Here is a 22766-nt window from a genome sequence, read left to right as displayed (position 1 = left end):
TTTCTCTTGCTTGGCTTCTTACAACAATAAAACGGAGAGCAGCATGAACCCCGGTATTGCAACACCTCCCAAGCGTCTCAGCTATCTGAGCATATCCCTGATGGCAATTACCTTGCCGCTGGCCGGCTGTCTTGGTGGCGGCGGCGGGAGTGACGATGAACGTCGCACCGGCACCTTTGTGGACAGCCACGTGGCAGGTCTTGACTACAGTGCAGGCGGCAACACTGGTACAACCAGTGACACCGGAACCTTCCGCTATCGCCCGGGCGAAACGGTTACCTTCTCCATTGGTGACCTGGTGCTGGGGGCAGCTGTCGGTGCAGAAGTGATGACACCGCTGAGTATTATTCAGGGGGCAACCGACGCATCTGACCCTCGGGTCAACAATATGCTGATTCTGCTGCAGACACTGGACGCCGACGGCAATCTGAACAATGGCATCCAGATCACCCACGAGATCCGCCAGGAAGTCTCGTTCAACGCCGGCAATATCAACTTTGATCAGCCCAGCGCCGACTTCCGCAATAGCCTGACGGCCATGCTGGAGCGACTGGATGACGTCGGTGCCTTTACCGATACCGATCCCCGTGCCCGCAAGGTTGTCGATACCGCCGATGCGTTGGCGCATTTTCAGCGTTCGACGGGCCCTCGGGTTGAAATCGAGATAACCGGCGGCATGCTGCGCGGCTTTGAGGCCAATGCCTCGACCTGGCAGTTCCTCGGCGTGCCCTACGCCAAACCGCCGCTGGGCGAGTTGCGCTGGCGCCCGCCACAGCCGGCCGAGCCCTGGGAGGGTGTGCGTGAAGCGACGTCCTGGGCGGATCAGTCGGCCCAGGATTTCAACCTGGAGCGAGTCAATGAGGGCGGCATGAGCGAAGACTCGCTCTACCTCAATATCACCGCACCCAAGGATGCCGAGGGGCTGCCGGTCATGGTCTGGTTCCATGGTGGCTCGTTCGCCATCCTGTCGGCCAACTCGCCGCAGTACAACAACCCCAACGGGCTGGTAACCAAGGGCGTGGTGCAGGTCAGCGTCAACCACCGCCTCGGGCCATTCGGCTACATCGCCCATCCGCTGCTGAGCGCAGAGAGTGGGTACGGTGGCTCCGGCAATTATGGCCAGATGGATCTGGTCATGGCGCTGGAATGGATTCGCGACAATATCGCTGCGTTTGGCGGAGACCCAGGCAATGTCACCATCTTCGGCCAGTCCGGTGGTGGCGGTAAGGTCTACTCGCTGATGAACTCGCCGCAGGCGGTCGGGCTGTTCCATAAGGCGATTGTGCAGAGTGGCGTTGCGCCGCTGGAAACGGAAAGCTCGCCGGCCGATTCGCTGGGGGTGTCGGAGGCCATTGGTGAGGCACTGTTCGAGCGGGCCGGGGTCACCACTCTGGAACAGGCGCGGGCGCTGCCCTGGACGGCCTTTGCCCAGGCAGACCTGGACAACAACATCCGTCGAGAGACCTATCGGCCCAACTCGGACAATTACTACCTGCCCAACACCTATTACGGGAATGTGCAGCAGGGCATGCCCAGCGATGTGCCGCTGATGGCCGGGGTGACCAACGGCGACTACACCACGATTCGTGCCGCCTTGCCGATCTGGTTGCAGCAGCGCAGCGCCGAGTATCAGTCCAATCAGTACATCTATCGCTTCAGTCGGGTGCCGCCGGGTTGGGATGATCTGGGGCTGAGCAGTTGCCATGGCTGCGAGCTGCCGTACCTGTTCAATTATCCGGCCGGTATGGTGCAGAACTATCTGCTCGGGCTGGTACTGACCGACGCCTATACCCGGCCGCAGATTGGTGACCTGAACAACAACGGTGTGACCGGGACCCAGGGCGACACAGCGGATATCTATGCCTCCATGCGCTGGGGTATGCAGGACTCGGCAATGGCCGACTTGCTGATGACCCAGTGGAGCAACTTCGCCCGCACAGGCGATCCTAGCACCGAGTCGCTCGCGTGGACGCCCTACAGTCTGGAAAACGATGCCCTGATGGAGCATGGCAACAACGGTGTCGCGGCGATGACAACGGGGGTAGCCGAGGCGCCCTGATCGACAGCTTCTTGTATCGTGCGTGGGCTGCGAGAGCAGCCCTTCTGGCCAGATGGCCTGAACCGGTACCCGCGTTGGTGGGTACCGGTTTTTTTTGTTCTGCCCATAAAATCGGGCAACGCTACAGAATATTCCGCCAATGCGGTCGGCCGAATGCTCCAGTGATTGAGTGTGCACTCGGGTTCGTCCCGTTTACGCGGGCGAGTAGCACAGGATTGGCAGGAAACAGAACGGCAGCCTGTTTGAGGCTCACAGAGCCGAGTTCTGCCGGCCCCTGCCAAGCCGAGCAACGCAGCGAACCCGCAGGGCCGCGTAGCCGGGTGCCCTTGGGGGGCCGGGCAAGCGGCCCCCTTTGGCTCGCCGTGAAGGCGAAATACTGACTCAACATCAGCGCAGGAAATGGTTCTGCCACCTGCGCCTGGCCAAGTCGGCGTTTTAACGCTGCCAGCCTTGGGGCAGCTCCCATGCTCACCCGAGATGAACCGTTTACCCAGCTGCCTTCAGTCGGTGCTCCCACAACCTGCGTGCCAGACGACGCATGTTGGGAATCTCGTCGGTTTCATCGAGGATCGGACGACCGATCAGCGTCTCGATGATGTCTTCCATGGTCACCAGTCCGCACCAGCTGCCGAACTCGTCATAGACCAGACACAGGTGCTGTTGCTCCTTGAGCATCTGGGTCATCAGGGCCTCGATATTCTGGCTGTCCTGAACGACCTTGACCGGCTTCATCAGGCTGGATACCAGAGCCTCGCGGTCATCGGTTGCCAGCAGGTCTACGCGAAACAGCACACCCAGCGGGGTTTCGTTCTCGTCGAGCACCGGATAACGCGAGAACTGGCCGTGCTGGACGCGCTGGCGCGCCTGCGCAACCGTCAGCTCCGGACTCAGAGTTTCGCTGACCGTACGCGGGGTCATGACGTCGCGGGCGCGGATGGTATGCAGATCCAGCACGTTATGGATCATTCGCTGTTCTTCCTCGTCCAGCGACTCAAGCTCCTGGCCAAGGCTAGCCAGGGCCTTGATCTCGGCACGCAAGTCATGCTCCGGCGTCTTGCCACCGAGACTGCGAGTGACCAGATCGGATAGCAGAATGAACGGTTTCAGCAACAGGATCATGCTGTTCAGCACGCCGGGCATCAGCGGTGCCAGTGCCGGCCAGTAGCGGGCACCCAGCGTCTTGGGCAGGATTTCCGAGCCCAGCAGAATCAGCAGGGTCATGATCGCGGACGCGACGCCAAGGTAGCCATCACCGAACACGATTGTCACCTGTGCGCCAACGCCGGTGGCGCCAACGGTGTGAGCGACCGTGTTGAGGGTCAGAATGGCCGCCAGCGGCTGGTCGACGTTTTCTTTCAGCTGTTTCAGTCTGGGATAAAGTCTGGGGCGTTCGACCTTTTGCCGGGCAATGAAGCTGGGTGTCATGGACAGCAGTGCAGCTTCAAGGATGGAACAGATGAAGGAAACCAGAATGGAGAGGACAGCAAACGCTATCAGCAGGGACATGGGGATCTTGAGTGGCCAATGATGTGCCTAGTATACGATCGGTTGCTTGCGGCTCAATTGTCTGCCTGATTCAGGATGTTTCCAGTCTCTGGGTGCCGGTGCCATCATCTGTGCCCGGTTCGCGAGATCAGGCCGGATGCTCATGGCCATCCGGCACCGGCGTTATGCTGCGTCGTTGTTGGCTGCGAACAAGGCTTCAAAGGTGTCCATGTCGAGCGCGGCGATGATGTTCTGTTGGTCATCGAGAATTTCGTACATCACACCTTCGGTACCGCGGATGCTGAACAGCACCAGGGTGCCGCCATCGCCGCCGCACTCGCGGTGGGGCGTGGTGTCTGGCTGGCTGATGGTGTAGCTGCCGGTTGGGCGGCTTTCTTTCAGTTTGCCGTTGGCGTGGAACAGCTGATGCTCGCCGCGAATAACGAAGGTGTGGTTCACCGCGCAGTGGCGGTGCAGCACGATGGGATCGTGGGCGTGAAAGTGAAACACTACGTCGACCAGTTGGTTGGGGCGGTCGACACTGAGAATGCAGTAGTCGAAGTTCTCGAAGCCCGGCAGCTGATTCCAGCGGATGTGGTTCAGATCAAGAGCGTGCATGGTTACGTCCTTTTGTTGTTGTGGTAGAGCAATAGCTCAGCGTTGGGGTGCCCAGTCGCTGACGATGATGTTGTTGTCGGCGCGCTGCGAACGTGCCGCCTGCTTGCGCGCGCTGATCTGCGCGACGCATTGATCTTCGTTGTTGAGTATCACGATGCATTCAAGGCACTGGATGCACTCATCGTAATCAATCGCGCCGCTGCGTTTGATCGCCCCGATCTCGCACTTGTTGTGGCAGTGCTGGCAAGGCTTGCCGCAGGCGTCGATGCGGGTGAGCCAGGAGAACAGCCGCAGCCGTCCGAGGATCGCCAACCCCGCGCCCAGCGGGCAGGCGTAGCGGCAGTAGAACTTGTGCACGAACAGGCCGAGGCCGAGCAGCAGTCCCGCGTAGAGCACAAATGGCCAGCTGCGCACGAAGAACAGGGTAATCGAGGTCTTGAACGGCTCGACTTCGGCCAGGCGCTCGGCCAGCGTCAGCGAGTAGAAAGCGGTCGGGATCAGCGCAACCAGAATGAGGTATTTCAGCCACTGCAGACGCAGGTGCCAGTGCTCGCTGATCTTCCACTGGCGAATGTGCAGTTTCTTCGCCAGCCAGCTGACCATCTCCTGCAGTGCACCAAAGGGGCAGAGCCAGCCGCAGAACAGGCCGCGCCCCCAAAGGAACAGGCTGATGAAGGTAAAGGTCCAGAGGATGAAAATCACCGGGTCCATCAGAAACACCGTGATGTCGAAGCCATGCCAGAGCGCGAGCAGCAGGGTGAAAATATTGACCACCGAGAGCTGGCCCTGGGCGTAGAACCCGATGAACAGCAGGGTGAACAGCAGGAAACCGGCGCGCAGCAAATGAAAGCCGCGGGCGTGCCGGCTGACCCGCTGCTGATAGATGAATAGCGCGGTGACCAGCGCCAGCGACAGCATCAGAGCGCCGATTTGCCAGGCACGTTGCTGCCACATCTGCAGCCAGATCGGCGTGGGCGCTGCGGTTGCGCTGGCCTCTTGCAGCTCGAACAGTCCAGGCTCCAGCGTCAACGCCCTTTCGAAGTGACTTTGCTGCTCGCTCAGCGGGTTACGGCGCAGGGTAACGTTGAGTTGCAGCGCGGCAGGCTCTACCGGATTGAATGCCGCGTGGGTTTTGATGCGGAAGATATTGGCCTGCCAGTCGCCTGGCGGTGCTGCGAGCAACGGAAGCAGGATGCCGTTGTTGAAGTTCATGTCGTGCAGCTCGATCGCCTTGCCATGCTGCAGCAGGTTGATACGACTGGGCGCGGTGGCGGGAATAAAGTCTTCCGGCACGTGCGGGTACTGGCCGCGTGAGAGCACCAGCAACGCCTGCTCGCCCGGCAGCAGTTCGTCTTGCAAACGACTGAAGGCTGCCTCGCCGAGCAGGTTGCGGCCGGTCATCGGGGTGTTCAGGTAGGCAAAGTACAGCTCGCTGAACGGCAGGTCGCTATCGTCTGAAAAGCCCGGGTACAGATTGAGGCTGTTGCCCAGTGCTGCTTCCACTGCGGGCGTATCCAGCTGCCACTGCTGCAACAATCCTCGAGTCAGCAACTGCTGCCAGTCCATTGGCTCGAACCGCTCGGGACGGGCGACGGCCTGTGGTCCCTGGGCAAACTCCGGCAGCAGCGCGCGAGCAACCGTCATCGCCGATTGCAGTACCGTTTCGTTGAGGATGACGACTGACACGGTGGCCTTGCTGACGCCGTCGATGTAACCCACCGCATCGCCATCGACACTGCCGCCGTGGGTACTGCCGACGACGATGGGCGTGGCGATATTGCGGCCGGTGTACTGGCCGGCGAAGTCGAACAGGGCCTGTTCTCCCAGACCATGCAGGAACACCGGCTCATGGTGCTCCAGCACGGTCACCCCGGTCAGCTTGCCTTCTGGAGTCATGCCGATCAGCAGCCGAATCGGCTTACCGGAAAAGCCCTGCAGGCTGGAGTAGTCGGTTGACTCAAAGGCGTAGCCGAGCAGCTGATCCAGCTGGAATGCCTGATACACGGGCGGGCTGCCCTGCTTTTCGATCAACCGGGTGGCACTGGGAAACAGGTGCTGCACGGCCTGCTGCCAGCCGGGCGCCGGTGGGCTCTCGGCTCGCAGATTTGAGCTCAACAGGCAAAGCAGACAGCCCAGCAGAAGCTGACGGAGCGTTGGGTGACGCGCAGACATGGAGGCTCATCCTTGTTGTTGTGCTCCCATGCTGGCGAGCACAAGGGCAGGCGAGCCATCCAACTTAGGGGGCGAGCCGTTGCTACTTCAGTCTTAGTTCGCCGCCTTGGCGCTTATAAAAAACGCCTCGTTGGGGTAGTCTGCCGGGACCGCCTGCGGGGCCCCCTGGAGCACGCAGCATTACAACAACAACGCGGATGCCAGAGCATGTCCTACGATGTCAGCCAATTGCGCAAGTTTGTCACGCCCGAGATTATTTTTGGCGCAGGATCGCGCAAGACCGTCGCCAATTACGCCTCTACTTTCGGTGCCCGCAAGGTGCTGCTGGTATCTGACCCGGGAGTGCAGGCCGCCGGTTGGGTAGTCGATGTCGAGCAAAGCCTGATGGAGCAGGGTCTAGACTATGTCCTGTTCACCCAGGTCTCTGCCAATCCGCGCACCGAAGAGGTCATGCATGGTGCCGAGGTGTACCGGGCTGCAGGCTGCAACGTCATTGTCGCCATTGGTGGCGGCAGCCCGATCGACTGCGCCAAGGCCATCGGCATTGCCGTGGCGCATGATCGACATATTCTCGAATTTGAAGGCGTCGATACCATTCGTGCGCCGATTCCGCCGCTGATCTGCATTCCGACCACCGCCGGTACCTCGGCTGATGTGTCGCAGTTCGTGATCATTTCCGATCAGCAGGAGAAGGTGAAGTTCTCCATCATCAGCAAGGCGGTGGTGCCGGATGTGTCGCTGATCGACCCGGAAACCACGTCAACCATGGACACCTTCCTGTCTGCCTGTACCGGAATCGATGCCATGGTGCACGCCATTGAGGCCTTCGTCTCGACCGGCAGCGGGCCGATGACCGACGCTCATGCCCTGGAGGCGATGCGCCTGCTTAACGGTAATCTGGTACAGATGATCCAGAACCCGCAGGATATTGCCCTGCGCGAGCAGATCATGCTCGGCAGCCTGCAGGCGGGGCTGGCGTTTTCCAACGCCATTCTCGGCGCTGTACACGCCATGTCACACAGCCTCGGCGGCTTCCTTGATCTGCCGCACGGGCTATGCAACGCGATCCTGGTCGAACATGTGGTGGCGTTCAATTTTGACGCCGCGCCGGAGCGCTTCAAGGTGATCGCCAATACCCTGGGCATTGATACCCGCGGAATGACTACTCCGCAGGTGCGCCAGCGGCTGGTTCAACATCTGATCGAGCTGAAACAGGCAATGGGCTTTCACCAGAGTCTGCGCATGCATGGCGTTGATACCAGCGACCTGCGCACCCTGTCGCTGCACGCGATGGATGACCCCTGCATCCTGACCAATCCGCGTGAATCCAGTCTGCAGGATGTCGAGGTGGTCTATGCCGAAGCCCTCTGATCCGCGCCGTGAGGTGCTGACGGGGCTGCTGGGGCTGGGGTCGCAGTCCTCGCGCAAGAGCTACTACCCGGAATTGCTGGCGCGGCTTGAGGAGCTGGAGGACGAGCGCAACCGCTACAAGTGGCTGTTCGAGAATGCGGTGCACGGGATTTTTCAGGCCAGCCTGACGGATGGCCTGCGGGCAGCCAACCAGTCGCTGGCGCGGATGCTTGGCTATGACTCGGTCGGTGCGCTGGTGCATGCCCGGCGCTCGCTGGCCGAGCAGTTTTTCATCGAGGGGGCAGAGGAATTCCAGCGCATTCGCAATCACCTGCTGCGCAAGGGCGAACTGACCGGCTATGAAACCCGGCTGCGTCGTGCCGACGGCAGCCTGATGGACGTACGCATGAACATTCTGCTGCGCCCTGACGCTTCCGACCATGTGATTGAAGCCTTTGTTGCCGACGTGACCGAGCGCAAGCAGGCGCAGCAGGCAATGCAGCAACTGAACGATGAACTGGAACAGCGTGTCCTGCAGCGCACCCGGGAGCTGGAGGCGCTGAACGAAAGCCTGCGTTTCGAGATTATCGAGCACGAGCGTACCCAGGGTGAGTTGCGCGAGGCGCGAGATGCTGCCGAGCAGGCCAATCGCAGCAAGGACCGCTATCTGGCAGCGGCCAGTCACGATCTGCTGCAGCCGCTCAATGCCGCGCGGTTGCTGATCTCTACCCTGCGTGAGACCCCCTTGGATGAAGCTGCGGGTCTGCTGGTCGAGCGTTCGCACACGGCGCTGGAAAGTGCCGAAGACATGCTCAGCGACTTGCTGGATATCTCGCGGCTGGACCAGCCGAATCTGCAGCCCGATTGCGGTGACTGCGCGGTAGCCGACATTCTGGAGCCGCTGTTGTGTGAGTTCGGCAGCGTAGCTGAGGCCGCCGGAGTGGGCCTGCGCGGGCGCTTTGGTGATCAGGTGGTGCGTACCGATTACCGCCTGCTCAGCCGGATCCTGCGCAACTTTATCAGCAACGCCATTCGCTACACCGAACGCGGTGGCGTGCTGGTTGGCTGCCGGACACGCGGCAGTGAGCTGTGTATTCAGGTTTGGGACACTGGTCGTGGTATCGCACGCAGCGACTTCAAGCGCATTTTTCAGGAGTTCAATCAACTGGACGTGGAGCGGTCCGGCCAGCGTCGCGGTGTCGGGCTGGGACTGGCGATTGTCGATCGTATTGCAAGGCTGCTGAATGCCCGCATCGAGGTGCAGTCACGCCTGGGCCGGGGCTCGATGTTCTCGGTCAGTATTCCGCTGGCGGTCGCTGCCCCTCAGCGAAGCAATGCTCAGGCCAGCCAACTGCTCAGTTCAATCGAGGTGCCGCTGCAGGGGCGCCGGTTGCTGGTATTGGATAACGAGCAGATCATTCTGCAGAGCATGCGCAGCCTGCTGGAGCAGTGGGGTGCCGAGGTGCTGACTGCCGTCGATCTGGAGCAGGCGCAGGCTCGGTTGGGGGCGCACCCGCCAGATGCGCTGCTGGTGGACTTTCATCTGGATGACAACCGCACCGGCGGTGAAGCGGTAGCGGCGCTCAGAGCGCGCTATGCCCGTGAACTGCCGGCCATCATGATTACCGCAGATCGCAGCGAAGCCTGTCGGCAGATTGCCCGAGAGATGGACATCATCGTGCTCAACAAGCCGCTGAAGGCCGGCAAACTCAGGGCTACTCTCGGCAAGCTGCTAAGCAAGGATGACTAGGCTATGCGCAGGTCCGGCAGTTGGGCAGGTTGTTGCCGCCTGGCAGGTATCACCCTGCCAGAGGGAGCCGGCACCAGCCGGTCGTGCGTACTTGCATACAGTCGCCGCATGCTGCCGGCAATGGAACTGTAATGGTTGTTTCTGCAGTGTTGCATTGTCATAAAAGAGACTTGGACATGTCTTCGGAACGCCGCTGAAAGTTCATCGTTCATTGCCTGATCTGTCACGTTCGCTCGCCATCCTGTTCGGGTTTCCAAGCAAACCAAACCTGAGAGGAAGGAACCGATGTCCATCGAACAACGTGACCAGTTGGTTATCATCGATCACGGTGAGGGTGATGAACCCCTCAGCAACCGACAGATGAACCGTCTGTTCTCCAGCGTGCTGGAGGCCCGTCTTGCCCGCCGCCAGCTGCTCAAGGGTAGCGCCGGTGCGGCTGCCCTGGGCTTTTTCGGTCTGGGACTGGCTGGCTGCAAGAGCAGTTCCAGCAGCGACGACAATGGCGGCTCGCCATCACCCGCTCCGTTGCTGGGCTTTTCCGCCGTTGCTGTCAGCAGTGCCGACGAGATTGTCGTTCCGGAGGGCTACAGCTACCAGGTGATCATCCCCTGGGGTACGCCGATTCTGGGCAGCTTCCCGTCATTTTCGGTCAACAGCACCGGTGCCGATCAGGCCGAGCAGGTTGGCTCACACCACGACGGCATGCATTTTTACCCGATTGATGGCAGTTCCGATGACGGCCTGCTGGTGCTCAATCACGAGTATGTCGAACCCCGCCTGATGCACGCCGCAGCCCAAGGGCTTGCGCTCACCAGCAGTGCCTTGCCGCCGCTGGTTGATGGCGAGCGCCCGGCTGACCAGGTACGCAAGGAAGCCAACGCCCACGGCGTATCGGTGGTCCGCATCGTCAAGGGTGCCAACAACGAGTGGAGCGTTCAGCCGGATGCGCTGAACCGCCGTATCACCGCGCTGACGCCGATGGAGATCCATGGTCCGGTTCGCGGCAGTGATTTCGTCAAGACGCTTTACAGCCCGAACGGCACCATGACCCGCGGCACCCTGAACAACTGCGGTAATGGCTATACGCCCTGGGGCACCTACATGGCCGCCGAGGAGAACTGGGCCGGCTATTTCACCAACAAGGGTGATAACCCGCGCGAGCATTCCCGTTACGGTGTGCAGACCGGCGCGACCAGCCGTTATGCCTGGGAACTGGCTGACAACGGTGCGGACGAGTTTGTCCGCTTCGATGCCAGCATCAAGGGTGCAACCGCCGCGGATGACTATCGCAACGAGCCGGTCTGCTTCGGCTGGATGGTCGAGATCGATCCGTTCGACCCGACCAGCAACCCGAAGAAGCGCACCGCCATGGGCCGTTTCGGCCACGAGGGTGTGGTTTTTGCCCCGGCTGAAGAGGGCAAGCCGGTCGTCTGCTACTCGGGCGACGATTCCCGCTTCGAGTACATCTACAAGTTTGTGACTGCGGCGAACTACAACGCGGCGACCGCCAATGGCAGCCTGCTGGATGAAGGCACTCTGTATGTCGCCAGGTTCAATGATGACGGCACCGGCGAATGGTTGCCGCTGGTCTACGGCCAGAACGGTCTGGACGAAGCCAACGGCTTCACCAGTCAGGCCGACGTGCTGGTCAACACCCGCCTGGCTGCCGACTTCATGGGCGCTACCCCGATGGATCGCCCGGAGTGGGGCGCGGTTGACCCGGCCAATGGCGATGTTTATTTCACCCTGACCAACAACACCAGCCGCAACGCCGGCAACGTCAACGAAGCCAACCCGCGGGTTACCAACCGCCACGGTCATATCATCCGCTGGAAGGAAGACGGTGGTGAGCAGGCAGCGACGACCTTCAGCTGGGACATTTTCCTGTTTGGCGGCGACAGCGGCGAGAGCGGCGTCGACACCAATATCGGTTATGACCCGAACGGCGACGTGCTGACCGCAGACAATATCCTCAGCTCGCCGGATGGTCTGTGGATTGACCCCGACAGCCGCGTCTGGATTCAGATGGACAGCGGTTACACGGACCCCTTCGGCAACTGCGCCATGCTGGTTGCCGATCCGACTACCGGCGATCTCAAGCGCTTCCTGGTCGGACCGATTGATCAGGAGATCACCGGTATCACCATGACCCCGGACCAGCGGACGCTGTTCATCAATGTTCAGCATCCGGGTGAGGGCACCAGCGCCACCGACTTTGCTGCCGGCAACTACACCAGCAGCTGGCCGGACTTCATGCCGGCAACCCGTCCGCCGCGCTCGGCCACGGTCGTGGTGTGGAAGAACGATGGCGGTGTTGTCGGTAGCTGATACGTTATTCAGGCAGCGCTGCCGGCGCTGCCCGGATAGAAAAAATGCTGGATCATTGCGGGGTCGGCAGCTGCTGACCCCGGTTTTTATGGAGAAATTATCATGGGTGTAGGTGGAATCAGTATCGGCTCTCTGCTGATCGTGCTGGTAATTGTCATGCTGCTGTTTGGTACCAAGCGCCTGCGTAATATCGGCAGCGACCTGGGGGGCGCCTTGAGCGGCTTTCGCAAGGCGGTGCGCGATACCGACGAAGCTCGCGATGCACTGACCATGGATGTCCAGGAGCAGGTTGCCGAGCGCAGCGAAACGCGCTCGCGCGCCTGAGGCCGGTGCCGCATGTTCGGTAACGGCATGACGGAATGGCTGGTGGTCGGGGTAGTCGCGCTGATCGTACTCGGCCCCGAACGTCTGCCTTCGCTGGTGCGTATGGCGGGGCGGGCGACCGGCAAGGTACGCGGGCTGTGGGCTGACGTACAGCGGGAGCTGGACGGTAGCCTGCCAGCCGATGAGGTCAGGGAGTTGGCCGAAAACGTTCGTGAGCTGCGCGCTCAAACCAACGTCAAACAGTTTGTTCGGCGTCTGGCGGTAGATGAAGAACGCCGCCAGGGCTGAGCCCCGGCGGCGACAGGACTGTGTCGATCCGGTCAGTCAGGTGTGCAGGATGGCAGGAACGAGCGAGGGAAGTTGCCCGGAATCTCGCCGGTGTTGTTGGTATATGTGCATCCGAACAAGGGGTCAGCTACCGTTTCGGGGGTTAACCAGTCGTCCCCGCCCGGCTTAACGCTGGTTTGTTCCCAAGTCAGCAGCGCGTCAAGCGTCTCGGTCCATTCGGTCAATGTGAAGTCGCAGTGGCCTGGAGCGCGCATGGCGCGTTGAACCAACAGCTCGCCGTTGCCGTTATCCTCTGCGCGCTCGCGGTAAATTTGCTCCATTGAAACCGGTACAAACAGGTCACCGATGGTGTGTGCCGTCAGTACCGGAACGTCGAACTCGCCATTGACCTTGGGCACCCAGCGCAGGCCATCCTTACGAAGGGCGTTCACAGCATCAACATTTGCATCTGCTTGCAGGATAGCGGCGTTGAAGTTGATTTCGTTGGTTGTCAGCGGCTCACCCAACTCACTCTCAAAGCGATACGTCAAACCGGTGGTGTTGATTACGCTCTTGAGGAAGATACCGTCAACGGTGCCGTCCGAGCCGGCAAAGCTTTGCAGCAAGTCCTGGAACAGGCCAAAGCTGAATTGGTAGGTTGGCCGCTCGCCGCCACTCAGGTTCTTGAGCGTTTGATAGACCGCAAGGCCCTCAGCGGTCAGGCCAGCTGCGCTTTTGTCGGCGTCGTAGTCATTCCAGAACAGCGCGCGGGCAGCCGCGAGCTTGGTGGCAGCGTCCGCTTCCGGAATTGGGAATTTTTCTGCACCGACGCCAGCCAGTTCAAACAGCGAGAGACTGTAGCCGGCAAAATAGTTGAACAGTTCGGTGTCCCCTAATACGCCGCAGAACGGTGCTGCTGCTGCGTAGTCGACTACGTTATTGGCGGTCTCTTTGGTTTCCCGCTCAACAGCTGCAGCGGTGATGTGGCCTCCCATTGACGCACCTGCGATGTAGTACTTCACAGGCGTTGCCAAGGTGCGGCCATTGTCAGCAGCAATGTCGGTAAAGGCCAAGGCCAGGGCGTTGGTGTCTTCCACGCCTGCCCGCACATCGTAGTAGTTGGTGCTGTAGCTGGATGCTGCCCAAGCGTAGCCGTTGTCAATCAGATACTGTCGCATCGGTGGGCTGTCTACCGTAAGCGAGCTGCCGGTGCCTCGATAGCCGTGGGCCCACATAACCAGCATACCGTTCCAGTTCTCCGGTACTTCAATGCGATAGCCGGCGCCATCAAGGACTCCACTCCAGCGACTGGTCGTGTTGTAGGGGGCGATGTCAGCAAGTGCGGTAAAGGGCAGCTGCGCTTCGTCGACCACGAAGAAGTCATTATTGATACGTTTCTGCTGCTCACGTACCTGCTCGTCGCCACCGCCACCGCCACTCAGACAACCTGTCAGCGTCAGGCTGCTGATCATCATGGTCAGCAACGCCGTCTTTTTCAGCCTTGTCATTCTTGTTGTTCTCCACGCGCAAGTTGATTGTTGTTTATTGGTTCTTGCGGTTTTGAGTAAAGGGTGACTGCTGGCAAAGGGCAAGTATCGGGTGTCTCTTTTTGAGACGTTCTCGCGCGTGTGGATACGCAGCTATCAGCGGATTGGATTGCTGTAACAGGGAGATCACCCATTGGGGTGATCTTTATCCCATGCTTTTTCGTGGATTAACCCAAATGGGTGATTTGGCTGGGTCGGGGGACTCGCTAGCGTCGTCGCTCCGGTGCGATCCGTCTGGATTAACCTGTTCAGGGGGGTTGCCGGGAGATTGCATTATCGTGACAATCGAAACGGCCTCGCAGACACATTGCAGGCGTATAACAATAATTTTGCAAAGAAAGGTCAGTACCTTATCCCCAACTGCCCCGTGCCCGATCAGAATCGGGTTTCTTTGCCATGGAGAGAGCATGCCCCAGGTTGCCCGTTTATCGCTGGAAAACCTTGTTACGCTGGTTTGCGGCGTGTTCGTACTGGTTGCGGCGTGGCTTCTCGGGCGTCTTGTCTGGGTTCTGATCGAGCCGCAAAGCGTGTTGCCGACCGTCGACCTTGTCCCTTACTCCGTCTCTGCTTCCGAACTCGCTGCCACCCGGCCCGGCTTCCGCGAGCTGGCCATGCTGTCCCCCTACGGTCAGGCCGACCGTGCGCCTGTTGTGGTAGACGCGCCCGACACCAAGCTCAGCTGGACGCTCAAGGGCGTGCTGGCCGACCCCGATCCGGCGCGCAGTGCCGCCATTCTGGTCACGCAGGGCCAACCCGAGAAACTCTATCGCGTCGGAGCGACGCTGCCCGGGCAGGTCCGTCTGGAGCAGGTGCTGGGCGACCGGGTGATGCTGATGCGAGATGGTCAGCTGGAGACCCTGCGACTCAAGCGCAATGAGCTGGCTGGTAACGGGCGTCCTTCCCGCAGTGCCGGTCGTGCCGCGGCGCTGCCCGAGGTTGATTCCAGCCAGACCCTGGCCCCCGATGGCGGTCTGGCCCGTATCGACCGCGAGGCGTGGCTCAATGATCCCCAGCGGTTTGCCGATGTCATCAGCGCCAATCCGGTGATGGTGGATGGTTCCCTGTACGGAATAGAAGTGTCCCCTGCACGCAACGCCCGCGAGTTTGAGGCGGCGGGTCTGCAGGCGGGTGATGTGATTACCGACGTCGATGGCACACCGGTTTCGCAGATCGAGGACTACCGCGAGATTCTCAGCCAGATGTCCGGCGCCAGCTCGGTGTCGGTCTCGCTTGAGCGCGATGGGCAGCCCATGAACATTACGATAACGATGGATTGATACTGATGCCGATGCAGTTTCGCAAACAACGGCTGGCGCTGGCGCTGGCGTTGAGTCTGGGAGTAGTGGGTAGTCCGGTGTTGGCACAGTCAGCGACGGAGACGGCGGAACGGGACCAGGACCTGGTGCTGAATCTGCGCGACGCGGACATCAATGGCCTGATCGAGATTGTCAGCCAGGAAACCGGCATCAACTTTATTGTCGATCCGCGGGTCCGTGGGCAGGTCAATGTCGTTTCCGGCCAGCCGATCCGGCGCGAGGAGCTGTACGACCTGTTTCTGGGGGTGCTCAAGTCGCAGGGCTTTGCGGCGGTGCGCGGCAGTGACGGCATGGTGCGCATCGTGCCGGAGGTGCAGGCCAAGGAGAATGAGGTCGCAGGCCTGACCGGGGACACGCCCGGCGACGAATACATCACCGAAGTGATTACGGTGAACAATATGGATGCCGGCCAACTGGTGCGTATCCTCCGGCCGCTGGTGCCCAAGGGCGGGCATCTGGCTGCCGCGGCTGCCTCCAACAGTCTGGTGATTGCCGATACGGCAGCCAATGTCCGCCGTATTCAGGCGTTGATTGCGCGCATGGACCGTGAGTCGACCGAAGACTTCGAAGTGCTGCCGCTGGAGTACGCCTCGGCACTGGACGTGGTGCGCATCGTTCAGGGGCTCGACAGCAACGCACCGGCGGAAGAGTTTACCCGCGGTCCCAAGCTGATTGCGGATGAGCGTACCAACTCGGTGATTCTGCGTGGTGATCCCGAAGCACGGGCGACGCTGCGATCGGTCGTGCGCAGGCTTGACGTGGAAGGAGATCAGGGCAACACCCAGGTGCATTACCTGCGTTACGCCAAGGCCGAAGAAGTGGCCGAGGTGCTGCGCGGCATCGCCGAGGGGCGCGAGCGCAACCAGAGCGGCACCACCTCAACCAGCTCGGGCAATACCACTGCGAGCAACACGGCCGAGCAGAACCGTGTTCGCATCGAGGCCCATGAGAGTACCAATGCGGTCGTCATCTACGGGCCGGCGGAGCTGTCCCGCGAGTTGTCGTCCATCATTCGTCAGCTCGACATCCGTCGGGCCCAGGTTCTGGTGGAGGCAGTGATCGCCGAGGTGTCCTATGACCGCGCCAAGGAGCTGGGCGTGCAGTGGGGCTTCGGCAGTGAAGACTCCGGAGTCGGCATCATCAATTTCAATCGCAATGGCAACAGCATTGTGGATCTGGCGGCCGGTGTGAATGCCTTCCTCGAAGGGGACGTCAGCAGCCCGCCGTCGCTGGGTAGCGGCCTCAGTCTGGGCGGCATCGGCAGCATCGGCAGCACCCAGATTGCGCTGCTGGTCAATGCACTGCAGGGCGATACGGCCAGCAATATTCTCTCGACGCCAAGCCTGCTGACCCTCGACAACGAGGAAGCCGAAATCGTGGTCGGTCAGAACGTGCCTTTTATCGTCGGTCGCTCGGTTGAGGATTCGGGGCAGGCGTTCGATACCATCCAGCGTGAAGATGTGGGTATCAAACTGAAGATCCGCCCGCAGATCAACGAAGGCAACGCGGTGCGTCTGGAAATTGCCCAGGAGGTCTCGCAGATTGCACCGGGCACCAGCGGTGCGGCAGACATCATTACCAACAAGCGCAGCCTGACTACCCATGTCATGGTCGATGATAACCAGATGATCGTGCTCGGCGGCCTGATCGACGATCAAATGGTCGAGACCGCCGACAAGGTGCCGGGGCTGGGCGATATTCCGGGGCTTGGTCGGCTGTTCCGTTACGACACCGCCTCGCTGCAGAAGCGCAATCTGATGGTCTTCCTGCGCCCGGTGATCGTGCGTGACTCGGCGGTTGCCGAAAGCCTGACCCATGCCAAGTACAGCTATATTCGTGACCGCCAGGTGGCCGAGCAGAACCGCCATGGGCGGATGGATGTCGGCGAGGGTGTTCCGGTGTTGCCGGACTGGAACTACCTGCTGACGTTGCCGCCACCGTTCGAGAACGCCATGCAGGGTACCCCGGCGCCGGCGGCCATCAGTGCACCGCCCAGCGCTGGCCGGGAGTAGGCGATGAGTGAGCAGCAAAGCAGTGTCGCCGCGCCAACCGCCGAGACCGGTTATCGCTACGCCCGGCGGGTAGGGATACTGACAGGGGCCATGCGGGAGGACGGCCAGCTGGAAGTCTTTGTACGCGCCGATTGCGATCCGCAGGGTCTGCTTGAGTTGCGCCGCCGCCACGGTTGCCCGTTGTTGCCCATCGAGCTGGACGACGACGCTTTTGCAGCCCGGTTGCGTGACCGGTACGAACGCTCGGCCAATGATGCCATGCAGTTTGTCGAAGGGCTGGGTGAGGATGCCGACCTGCTGTCGGTGGCTCAGTCGCTGGCCGAGCCTGAGGATCTGCTCGAATCACAGGATGAAGCGCCGATCATCCGGTTGATCAACGCGCTGCTGTCCGAGGCGGTCAAGGAAAACGCGTCGGATATTCACATCGAACCCTTTGAAAATCGCCTGTCCATCCGTCTGCGGGTGGACGGTGTATTGCGCGAGGTGCTGGAGCCGCCGCGCGCACTGGCGCCAGTGATCGTCTCGCGAATCAAGGTCATGGCCAAGCTGGATATCGCTGAAAAACGCCTGCCCCAGGACGGTCGGATCGGCCTGCGGCTGGTCGGGCGGGCGGTGGACGTGCGGGTTTCGACCTTGCCGTCCGGCCACGGCGAGCGGGTGGTGCTGCGTCTGCTCGACAAGCAGGCCGGGCGCCTTGAGCTGCGTCAGCTGGGCATGTGCCCGGAGCATTATGCGGCCATGGAGCGGGTGATCAGCCGCCCGCATGGCATTGTGCTGGTGACCGGGCCGACCGGCTCGGGCAAGACCACCACGCTGTATTCGGCGCTGATGCGGCTCAATGATCGCAGCCGCAACATTCTTACCGTCGAAGATCCCATCGAGTATTACCTCGACGGTATCGGCCAGACCCAGATCAACAACAAGGTCGACATGACCTTTGCCCGTGGTTTGCGCGCAATCCTGCGTCAGGACCCTGACGTGGTGATGGTCGGTGAGATTCGCGATGTGGATACCGTTCAGATCGCCATTCAGGCCAGTCTGACCGGTCACCTGGTGTTTTCCACCCTGCACACCAATACGGCGATTGGTGCCATTACCCGTTTGCGTGACATGGGAATCGAGCCGTTTCTGCTGTCGTCCACGCTCAATGGTGTGCTCGCCCAGCGGCTGGTGCGCACCCTGTGCCCGGACTGCCGCGAGCCGCATCTGGCGAGCAGCAGCGAGTGCCGTCTGATGGGCGTGGATGAGCAGCAGCCTCCGACTTTGTATCGCGCCACCGGTTGCCCTGCCTGTAACGGCAGCGGTTATCGCGGCCGCACCGGGATATACGAATTGATCGAGGTCGACGACACCCTGCGTGGCATGATCCACGACGGTGCCAGTGAGCAGGCGATGGTACGCCATGCGCGGCTGTCGCAACCGGGTATCCGACAGGACGGAATGCGGCGAATACTGGCGGGTGATACCACGCTGGAAGAAGTTCTGCGCGTTACCCGGGAGGACTGACCGTGCCGGCCTTCGAATATACCGCGCTGGACGCCAGCGGCCGCACTCGCAAGGGCGTAGAGGAGGGGGATTCGCCCCGCCAGGTCCGTGGGCGGCTGCGTGAGCAGGGGCTGACGCCGATGAGTGTCAGCCAGGTGGCCGAGCGTGCAGCGGTCCTGCGCATGCCGGTGCTGCAGCAGCGCATCAAGCCGCTGGAGCTCGCCCTGGCAACCCGGCAGATGGCAACCCTGGCGCGCGCCGGTCTGCCGATTGAGGAAGTGCTGGCAACGGTGGCGCGCCAGAGTGAATCACCCAAGGTGCGCTCGGCGCTGACAGCGGTGCGTACGCGGGTGATGGAAGGTTTGCCACTGGCCCACGCGCTCGGCGAATTTCCCTCGGTGTTCCCGGTCATCTATCGCACCACGATCGCCGCCGGTGAACAGGCGGGGCGGCTGGATCTGGTGCTGGAGCGACTGGCTGATAACGTTGAAGCGCAGAACGCCATGCGCCAGAAAATCCAGCTGGCGATGTTCTATCCGGCCATCCTGACCTGCGTCGCGCTGCTGGTAACGGTGGCGTTGCTGACCTATGTAGTGCCGGAGGTGGTCAAGGTGTTTGACGGCATGAATCAGCAGTTACCGCTGCTGACCCGCATGCTGATCGCGGTCAGCGATACCCTGCGCGACTGGGGCCTGCTGATGCTGCTGATACTTGGAGGGTTGGGCTATGGCCTGCGCACCCTGTTGCAGCGGCCTGCCTATCAGCGGCGCTGGCATGATCTGCTGCTGCGGCTGCCGCTGATTGGCCGCCTGACCCGCGGTCTCAACACCGCGCGCTTTGCCCGCACCCTGAACATTTTGGCCGCCAGCGGTGTGCCGCTGCTTGATGCGTTGAACATGAGTGCCAGTGTGATCACCAACTTGCCGATGCGCGAGGCGGTCAGCGAGGCGGCCCAGCGTGTGCGCGAGGGGGCCGGAGTCGGGCTGGCGCTGGAGCGCAGTGGCTATTTCCCGGCGATGACACTGAGCCTGATCAAGAGCGGTGAAAGCAGCGGCACCCTCGACGACATGCTGGAGCGGGCGGCGGAAACCCAGGAGCGCGAGCTCGAGGCGCGTATCGCGATGGTGATGGGTGTTTTCGAGCCGCTACTTATTCTGACCATGGGCGCGGTAGTGCTGGTGATCGTACTGGCGATTCTGCTGCCAATCTTTGAACTCAACCAACTGGTGAATTGATGATGAGCAATAACCACGTACGCCGTGCTGCGCAGCGCGGTTTTACCCTGATTGAAGTGATGGTTGTGGTAGTCATCCTCGGGATTTTGGCGGCGGTGGTGGTGCCGCGGGTCATGGACCGGCCGGACCAGGCACGTATCACCAAGGTGCAGAGTGACATTCGTGCCATCGAAAGTGCGCTGAATCTGTATCGACTGGATAACTTCAGCTATCCGACCACCGAACAGGGTCTGCGCGCCCTGGTGCAGGAGCCCACCGGCCAGAATGCGCCGCGCAACTGGCGCAAGGGCGGCTACCTGGATCGCCTGCAGCAGGATCCGTGGGGCAACGCCTACCAGTACCATAACCCGGGTCGCGACGGTCGCCTGTTTGATCTCTACAGCTTCGGCTCCGACGGCCGCAGCGGTGGCACTGACAGCGCTGCCGATATCGGCAACTGGAATCTGGATCAAGAAGACGAGCGCTGACAGTCATGCGAGTTGGTCACCCATCTGCGCCTTCGCGCCAGACCGGCTTCACCCTGTTTGAGGTACTGATTGTTCTGGTGCTGATCGGGGTGATGGCGGGGCTGGCGACGCTGTCGCTGGGTGACGGGGCGGAGCGCGAACTGCGCCGCGAGGCTGATCGCCTGGCAACCGTGCTGCAGCTGGCCCGTGACGAGTTGCTGATCAGTGGCGGCAGCGAGCGGGCGCTGGGGATTCGGCGCGACAGCTACAGCATGCTTGATCTGGTCCTGCTTGATGACGCCACCCGCGAGTGGCAGCCGGTAAATGACGCGCAGCTGGGCCCGCATCGAGTGACCGAGGGCCTGATCGAGCTGGATTTTGAAGCCGCCGATCAGCCCCGCAGCCTGTCGTCCAGCCGGGTCTGGACCCCTCAGCTGCGGCTGAGCAACACCGGCGAGATGACGCCGGGCCTGATTGTCCTGCGGGCACGCGAGCATAGCCTGGAGCGCTTTATTCAGGTTGAGTTGACCGGCCATATCGAGGTGCTCAGTGAACGTCCATAGCAGTCGCGGTTTTACCCTGCTGGAAGTTCTGGTCGCGTTGACCGTGCTGGCGGTCGCGCTCGGGGCGCTGGTCAAGGCGGGCAGCGATCATGCCCGCAATACGGCGTATCTTCAGGAACGTACCCTGGCCCATTGGGCCGGCAGCAACCTGCTGGCCGAGTACGAATCAGGCATGCGTCCGGCGACCGACGGTGAGTTGAACGGGGAAACCGGGATGGGGCCTTACCGTTTTGGCTACCGTGCCAGGATCAGCGATTACACCGCGATCTCGCCGTTTCCGCTGCCGGCGGTCAAGCGAATTGATATTCGTCTATGGCTGTTGCCCGGCGATGAAAGCGATCAGCGTGCGCTGGTCAGCGGGTTTGTACTGCCATGAAGCCGGTCAGCGCACAGCGCGGTTTTACCCTGCTTGAGCTGCTGGTGGCGATGCTGCTGTTTGCGGTCATGAGCGTGGTGGCCTATCAGGGCCTGCGTGCCGTGCTGGAGGCCAATGAGGTCAGTCGCGGGCATGCCGGTCAGCTGGCGGATCTGCAGGTCAGTCTGAGTGTGCTGGAGCGGGATCTGGCCCAGCTGGTAGACGTGCGTGTGCGTGACGAGTTCGGCGATCGCCTGCCGCCGCTGCGCCTGCTGGCCGGTAATGAGCAGCCGCTGCTGGAGCTCGTGCGGGCGGGCGCCGGCGGCGAGCAACGCCTGCGTCGCACCGCCTGGCGGTTGACCGAACGCGGGCTGGAGCGGGAGTTGTGGCCCGGTGTGGACGTAGCCGATGCCGACAGTGTGCGTCTGCAGCCCTTTGCCGATCTGGTGGCTGAAGACGAGCGTCTCGGGGTGGAAACCGGCTTCCGTTTCATCGTGCGGGGAGCCAGCGGATTGGAGCGGCTCGACAGCTGGCCGCCAGCGGATCTCGACCCCGAGTCCACCCAGTTGCCGCTGGCGGTCGAGGTCCAGCTGGACATCCCGCGCCTGGGAGTGATTCGTCGCCTGATTGCGGTGGGCCAATGAAACGCAGAGAGCAGGGTGTGGCGTTGATTACCGCGTTGCTGATTGTCGCCCTGGCGGTCACCGCGGCCGTCGGCATGGCAATGCGCGGTCAGGCGGATATTCGGCGCAGCAGCGCGGTGTTCGAGCGTGACCTGTCGCGGGAGATTGCGCTGGGTGCCGAGAAAATGGTGTTGCAGGTGCTGGAGCAGGTGGAAGATGCGGATGAGCTGATGTGGGATACCTGCCTGTCACCCGTGTTGCCGTTTGAGGTCGATCAGGTACGCCTGCAGGCAACGCTGGACAACATGCGCTGCCGTTTCAATCTCAACGCGCTGGCGTCTGGTAATGAGGATATGCAGGCCGAGTTTGCCCGGCTGGTTGACCGGGTTGCTCAGGATTCAGGCGTTGCCATGCCCGCCGGCAGCCAGCTGGCGCTGGCCGTCACGGACTGGATGAATCCCGAAACCGATGATCCGATTTATCAATTGCAGGACCCGCCGCGCCTGTCGGCCAACCGCACCATGCTGGTCGCCTCCGAGCTGGCCTCGGTCAATGGTATGAGCGCCGAGGCCTGGCAGGCGCTGGCACCCTACGTTACCGCTTACCCGTCCGATCAGAGCCCGATTGACGTGGAGCGCAGCAGTGACCTGATCAAGGCGGTGTTCAGCGACCGTGCGCAGCCCGGCGATGATGCACCGTGGTTCATGCGGTTGCAGATTGTTGCGCACTTCGGTGAGCGCAATTTCTATCAATGTACGCTGCTCGACGCGCCCAATGGCAAAGTCGTGTTGCGCGAACAGTCGGCTTGCGAGCCGTAATGACCACAGGAAG

19 protein-coding genes are annotated in these 22766 nt (G+C 61.5%); 15 read left to right on the top strand and 4 right to left on the bottom strand.

The genetic code is table 11. The features are described 5' to 3' along the window. The first annotated feature begins 43 nt into the window (after positions 1 to 43). Positions 44 to 2059: a carboxylesterase/lipase family protein gene (locus O5O48_RS17550; protein WP_269687742.1), complete on the top strand. Its 2016-nt coding sequence runs from the start codon at positions 44 to 46 to the stop codon at positions 2057 to 2059. Between the two features lie 486 nt (positions 2060 to 2545). Here O5O48_RS17550 and O5O48_RS17545 read toward each other — a convergent pair whose 3' ends face one another. The 3 genes from O5O48_RS17545 to O5O48_RS17535 form a co-directional block, all read right to left on the bottom strand. After that, a complete protein-coding gene (locus O5O48_RS17545) occupies positions 2546 to 3565 on the bottom strand; it encodes a CNNM domain-containing protein (RefSeq protein WP_269687741.1) in 1020 nt (339 codons plus the stop codon). A gap of 162 nt (positions 3566 to 3727) precedes the next feature. Next, on the bottom strand, positions 3728 to 4162 hold the full coding sequence (locus O5O48_RS17540) for a hypothetical protein (RefSeq protein WP_269687740.1): 435 nt from the start codon (positions 4160 to 4162) through the stop codon (positions 3728 to 3730). A 36-nt stretch (positions 4163 to 4198) separates the two neighbouring features. Further along, positions 4199 to 6334, bottom strand: a complete 2136-nt coding sequence (locus O5O48_RS17535; protein ID WP_269687739.1) for a 4Fe-4S binding protein — start codon at positions 6332 to 6334, stop codon at positions 4199 to 4201. 207 nt (positions 6335 to 6541) lie between these two features. Here O5O48_RS17535 and ercA point away from each other — a divergent pair, with 207 nt between their 5' ends. From ercA to tatB, 5 genes are all read left to right on the top strand, one after another. Beyond that, positions 6542 to 7705: an alcohol dehydrogenase-like regulatory protein ErcA gene (gene ercA, locus O5O48_RS17530; RefSeq protein WP_088276808.1), complete on the top strand. Its 1164-nt coding sequence runs from the start codon at positions 6542 to 6544 to the stop codon at positions 7703 to 7705. Next, positions 7689 to 9434: a PAS domain-containing hybrid sensor histidine kinase/response regulator gene (locus O5O48_RS17525; protein WP_269687738.1), complete on the top strand. Its 1746-nt coding sequence runs from the start codon at positions 7689 to 7691 to the stop codon at positions 9432 to 9434. The genes ercA and O5O48_RS17525 overlap by 17 nt, the downstream gene beginning before the upstream one ends. Positions 9435 to 9719: 285 nt before the next feature. After that, positions 9720 to 11762: a PhoX family protein gene (locus O5O48_RS17520; RefSeq protein ID WP_269687737.1), complete on the top strand. Its 2043-nt coding sequence runs from the start codon at positions 9720 to 9722 to the stop codon at positions 11760 to 11762. Between the two features lie 102 nt (positions 11763 to 11864). Next, positions 11865 to 12086, top strand: a complete 222-nt coding sequence (locus O5O48_RS17515) for a Sec-independent protein translocase subunit TatA (protein WP_228246294.1) — start codon at positions 11865 to 11867, stop codon at positions 12084 to 12086. 27 nt (positions 12087 to 12113) lie between these two features. After that, complete coding sequence (gene tatB / locus O5O48_RS17510; protein WP_266101809.1) at positions 12114 to 12374, top strand: Sec-independent protein translocase protein TatB; 261 nt, start codon at positions 12114 to 12116, stop codon at positions 12372 to 12374. A gap of 32 nt (positions 12375 to 12406) precedes the next feature. On the opposite strand, the gene O5O48_RS17505 is transcribed toward tatB, so the two are convergent. Next, on the bottom strand, positions 12407 to 13861 hold the full coding sequence (locus O5O48_RS17505; RefSeq protein ID WP_269687736.1) for an alpha/beta hydrolase: 1455 nt from the start codon (positions 13859 to 13861) through the stop codon (positions 12407 to 12409). A gap of 446 nt (positions 13862 to 14307) precedes the next feature. On the opposite strand from O5O48_RS17505, the gene gspC reads away from it, so the two are divergent. Genes gspC through O5O48_RS17460 form a run of 9 tightly spaced genes read left to right on the top strand, consistent with a single transcriptional unit; the run spans position 14308 to position 22753 of the window. Continuing rightward, a complete protein-coding gene (gene gspC / locus O5O48_RS17500) occupies positions 14308 to 15177 on the top strand; it encodes a type II secretion system protein GspC (protein WP_269687735.1) in 870 nt (289 codons plus the stop codon). Positions 15178 to 15182: 5 nt separating this feature from the next. Then, entirely contained in the window at positions 15183 to 17228 is a 2046-nt protein-coding gene (gene gspD / locus O5O48_RS17495; RefSeq protein ID WP_269687734.1) for a type II secretion system secretin GspD, read from the top strand. 3 nt (positions 17229 to 17231) lie between these two features. Then, positions 17232 to 18734, top strand: coding sequence for a type II secretion system ATPase GspE (gspE, locus tag O5O48_RS17490; RefSeq protein WP_269687733.1), 1503 nt, complete (start codon positions 17232 to 17234; stop codon positions 18732 to 18734). Positions 18735 to 18736: 2 nt separating this feature from the next. Beyond that, positions 18737 to 19948, top strand: coding sequence for a type II secretion system inner membrane protein GspF (gene gspF, locus O5O48_RS17485; RefSeq protein ID WP_088276794.1), 1212 nt, complete (start codon positions 18737 to 18739; stop codon positions 19946 to 19948). A 2-nt stretch (positions 19949 to 19950) separates the two neighbouring features. Continuing rightward, positions 19951 to 20415 carry a type II secretion system major pseudopilin GspG gene (gspG, locus tag O5O48_RS17480; RefSeq protein ID WP_269687732.1) on the top strand — a complete coding sequence of 155 codons (465 nt, stop codon included), beginning with the start codon at positions 19951 to 19953 and terminating at the stop codon, positions 20413 to 20415. A gap of 5 nt (positions 20416 to 20420) precedes the next feature. Further along, complete coding sequence (gspH, locus tag O5O48_RS17475) at positions 20421 to 20957, top strand: type II secretion system minor pseudopilin GspH (RefSeq protein WP_228246290.1); 537 nt, start codon at positions 20421 to 20423, stop codon at positions 20955 to 20957. Then, the gene (gspI, locus tag O5O48_RS17470) at positions 20944 to 21333 is read left to right on the top strand and encodes a type II secretion system minor pseudopilin GspI (RefSeq protein WP_088276788.1); all 390 of its coding nucleotides are present in this window, start codon (positions 20944 to 20946) and stop codon (positions 21331 to 21333) included. The genes gspH and gspI overlap by 14 nt, the downstream gene beginning before the upstream one ends. Then, entirely contained in the window at positions 21330 to 21956 is a 627-nt protein-coding gene (gspJ, locus tag O5O48_RS17465; RefSeq protein ID WP_088276786.1) for a type II secretion system minor pseudopilin GspJ, read from the top strand. Before gspI ends, gspJ begins: the two co-directional genes overlap by 4 nt. Further along, complete coding sequence (locus tag O5O48_RS17460) at positions 21953 to 22753, top strand: general secretion pathway protein GspK (RefSeq protein WP_269687731.1); 801 nt, start codon at positions 21953 to 21955, stop codon at positions 22751 to 22753. Before gspJ ends, O5O48_RS17460 begins: the two co-directional genes overlap by 4 nt. Positions 22754 to 22766 lie beyond the last annotated feature (13 nt).

Source organism: Halopseudomonas sp. MFKK-1 (assembly GCF_027474385.1).
Lineage (GTDB): Bacteria > Pseudomonadota > Gammaproteobacteria > Pseudomonadales > Pseudomonadaceae > Halopseudomonas > Halopseudomonas aestusnigri.
The sequence above is the reverse complement of the archived record's forward strand: the minus strand, read 5'-3'. Positions and strand labels throughout refer to the sequence as shown.

What these genes read in the sequence shown, in the direction of transcription:
- O5O48_RS17545 (WP_269687741.1), bottom strand. Translation starts at nt 3,565, where the DNA reads ATGTCCCTGCTGATAGCGTTTGCTGTCCTCTCCATTCTGGTTTCCTTC.
- O5O48_RS17515 (WP_228246294.1), top strand. Translation starts at nt 11,865, where the DNA reads ATGGGTGTAGGTGGAATCAGTATCGGCTCTCTGCTGATCGTGCTGGTA.
- O5O48_RS17505 (WP_269687736.1), bottom strand. Translation starts at nt 13,861, where the DNA reads ATGACAAGGCTGAAAAAGACGGCGTTGCTGACCATGATGATCAGCAGC.
- gspD (WP_269687734.1), top strand. Translation starts at nt 15,183, where the DNA reads ATGCCGATGCAGTTTCGCAAACAACGGCTGGCGCTGGCGCTGGCGTTG.
- ercA (WP_088276808.1), top strand. Translation starts at nt 6,542, where the DNA reads ATGTCCTACGATGTCAGCCAATTGCGCAAGTTTGTCACGCCCGAGATT.
- gspE (WP_269687733.1), top strand. Translation starts at nt 17,232, where the DNA reads ATGAGTGAGCAGCAAAGCAGTGTCGCCGCGCCAACCGCCGAGACCGGT.
- O5O48_RS17540 (WP_269687740.1), bottom strand. Translation starts at nt 4,162, where the DNA reads ATGCACGCTCTTGATCTGAACCACATCCGCTGGAATCAGCTGCCGGGC.
- O5O48_RS17525 (WP_269687738.1), top strand. Translation starts at nt 7,689, where the DNA reads ATGCCGAAGCCCTCTGATCCGCGCCGTGAGGTGCTGACGGGGCTGCTG.
- tatB (WP_266101809.1), top strand. Translation starts at nt 12,114, where the DNA reads ATGACGGAATGGCTGGTGGTCGGGGTAGTCGCGCTGATCGTACTCGGC.
- O5O48_RS17550 (WP_269687742.1), top strand. Translation starts at nt 44, where the DNA reads ATGAACCCCGGTATTGCAACACCTCCCAAGCGTCTCAGCTATCTGAGC.
- gspH (WP_228246290.1), top strand. Translation starts at nt 20,421, where the DNA reads ATGCGAGTTGGTCACCCATCTGCGCCTTCGCGCCAGACCGGCTTCACC.
- gspC (WP_269687735.1), top strand. Translation starts at nt 14,308, where the DNA reads ATGCCCCAGGTTGCCCGTTTATCGCTGGAAAACCTTGTTACGCTGGTT.
- O5O48_RS17535 (WP_269687739.1), bottom strand. Translation starts at nt 6,334, where the DNA reads ATGTCTGCGCGTCACCCAACGCTCCGTCAGCTTCTGCTGGGCTGTCTG.
- O5O48_RS17460 (WP_269687731.1), top strand. Translation starts at nt 21,953, where the DNA reads ATGAAACGCAGAGAGCAGGGTGTGGCGTTGATTACCGCGTTGCTGATT.
- gspJ (WP_088276786.1), top strand. Translation starts at nt 21,330, where the DNA reads ATGAAGCCGGTCAGCGCACAGCGCGGTTTTACCCTGCTTGAGCTGCTG.
- O5O48_RS17520 (WP_269687737.1), top strand. Translation starts at nt 9,720, where the DNA reads ATGTCCATCGAACAACGTGACCAGTTGGTTATCATCGATCACGGTGAG.
- gspG (WP_269687732.1), top strand. Translation starts at nt 19,951, where the DNA reads ATGAGCAATAACCACGTACGCCGTGCTGCGCAGCGCGGTTTTACCCTG.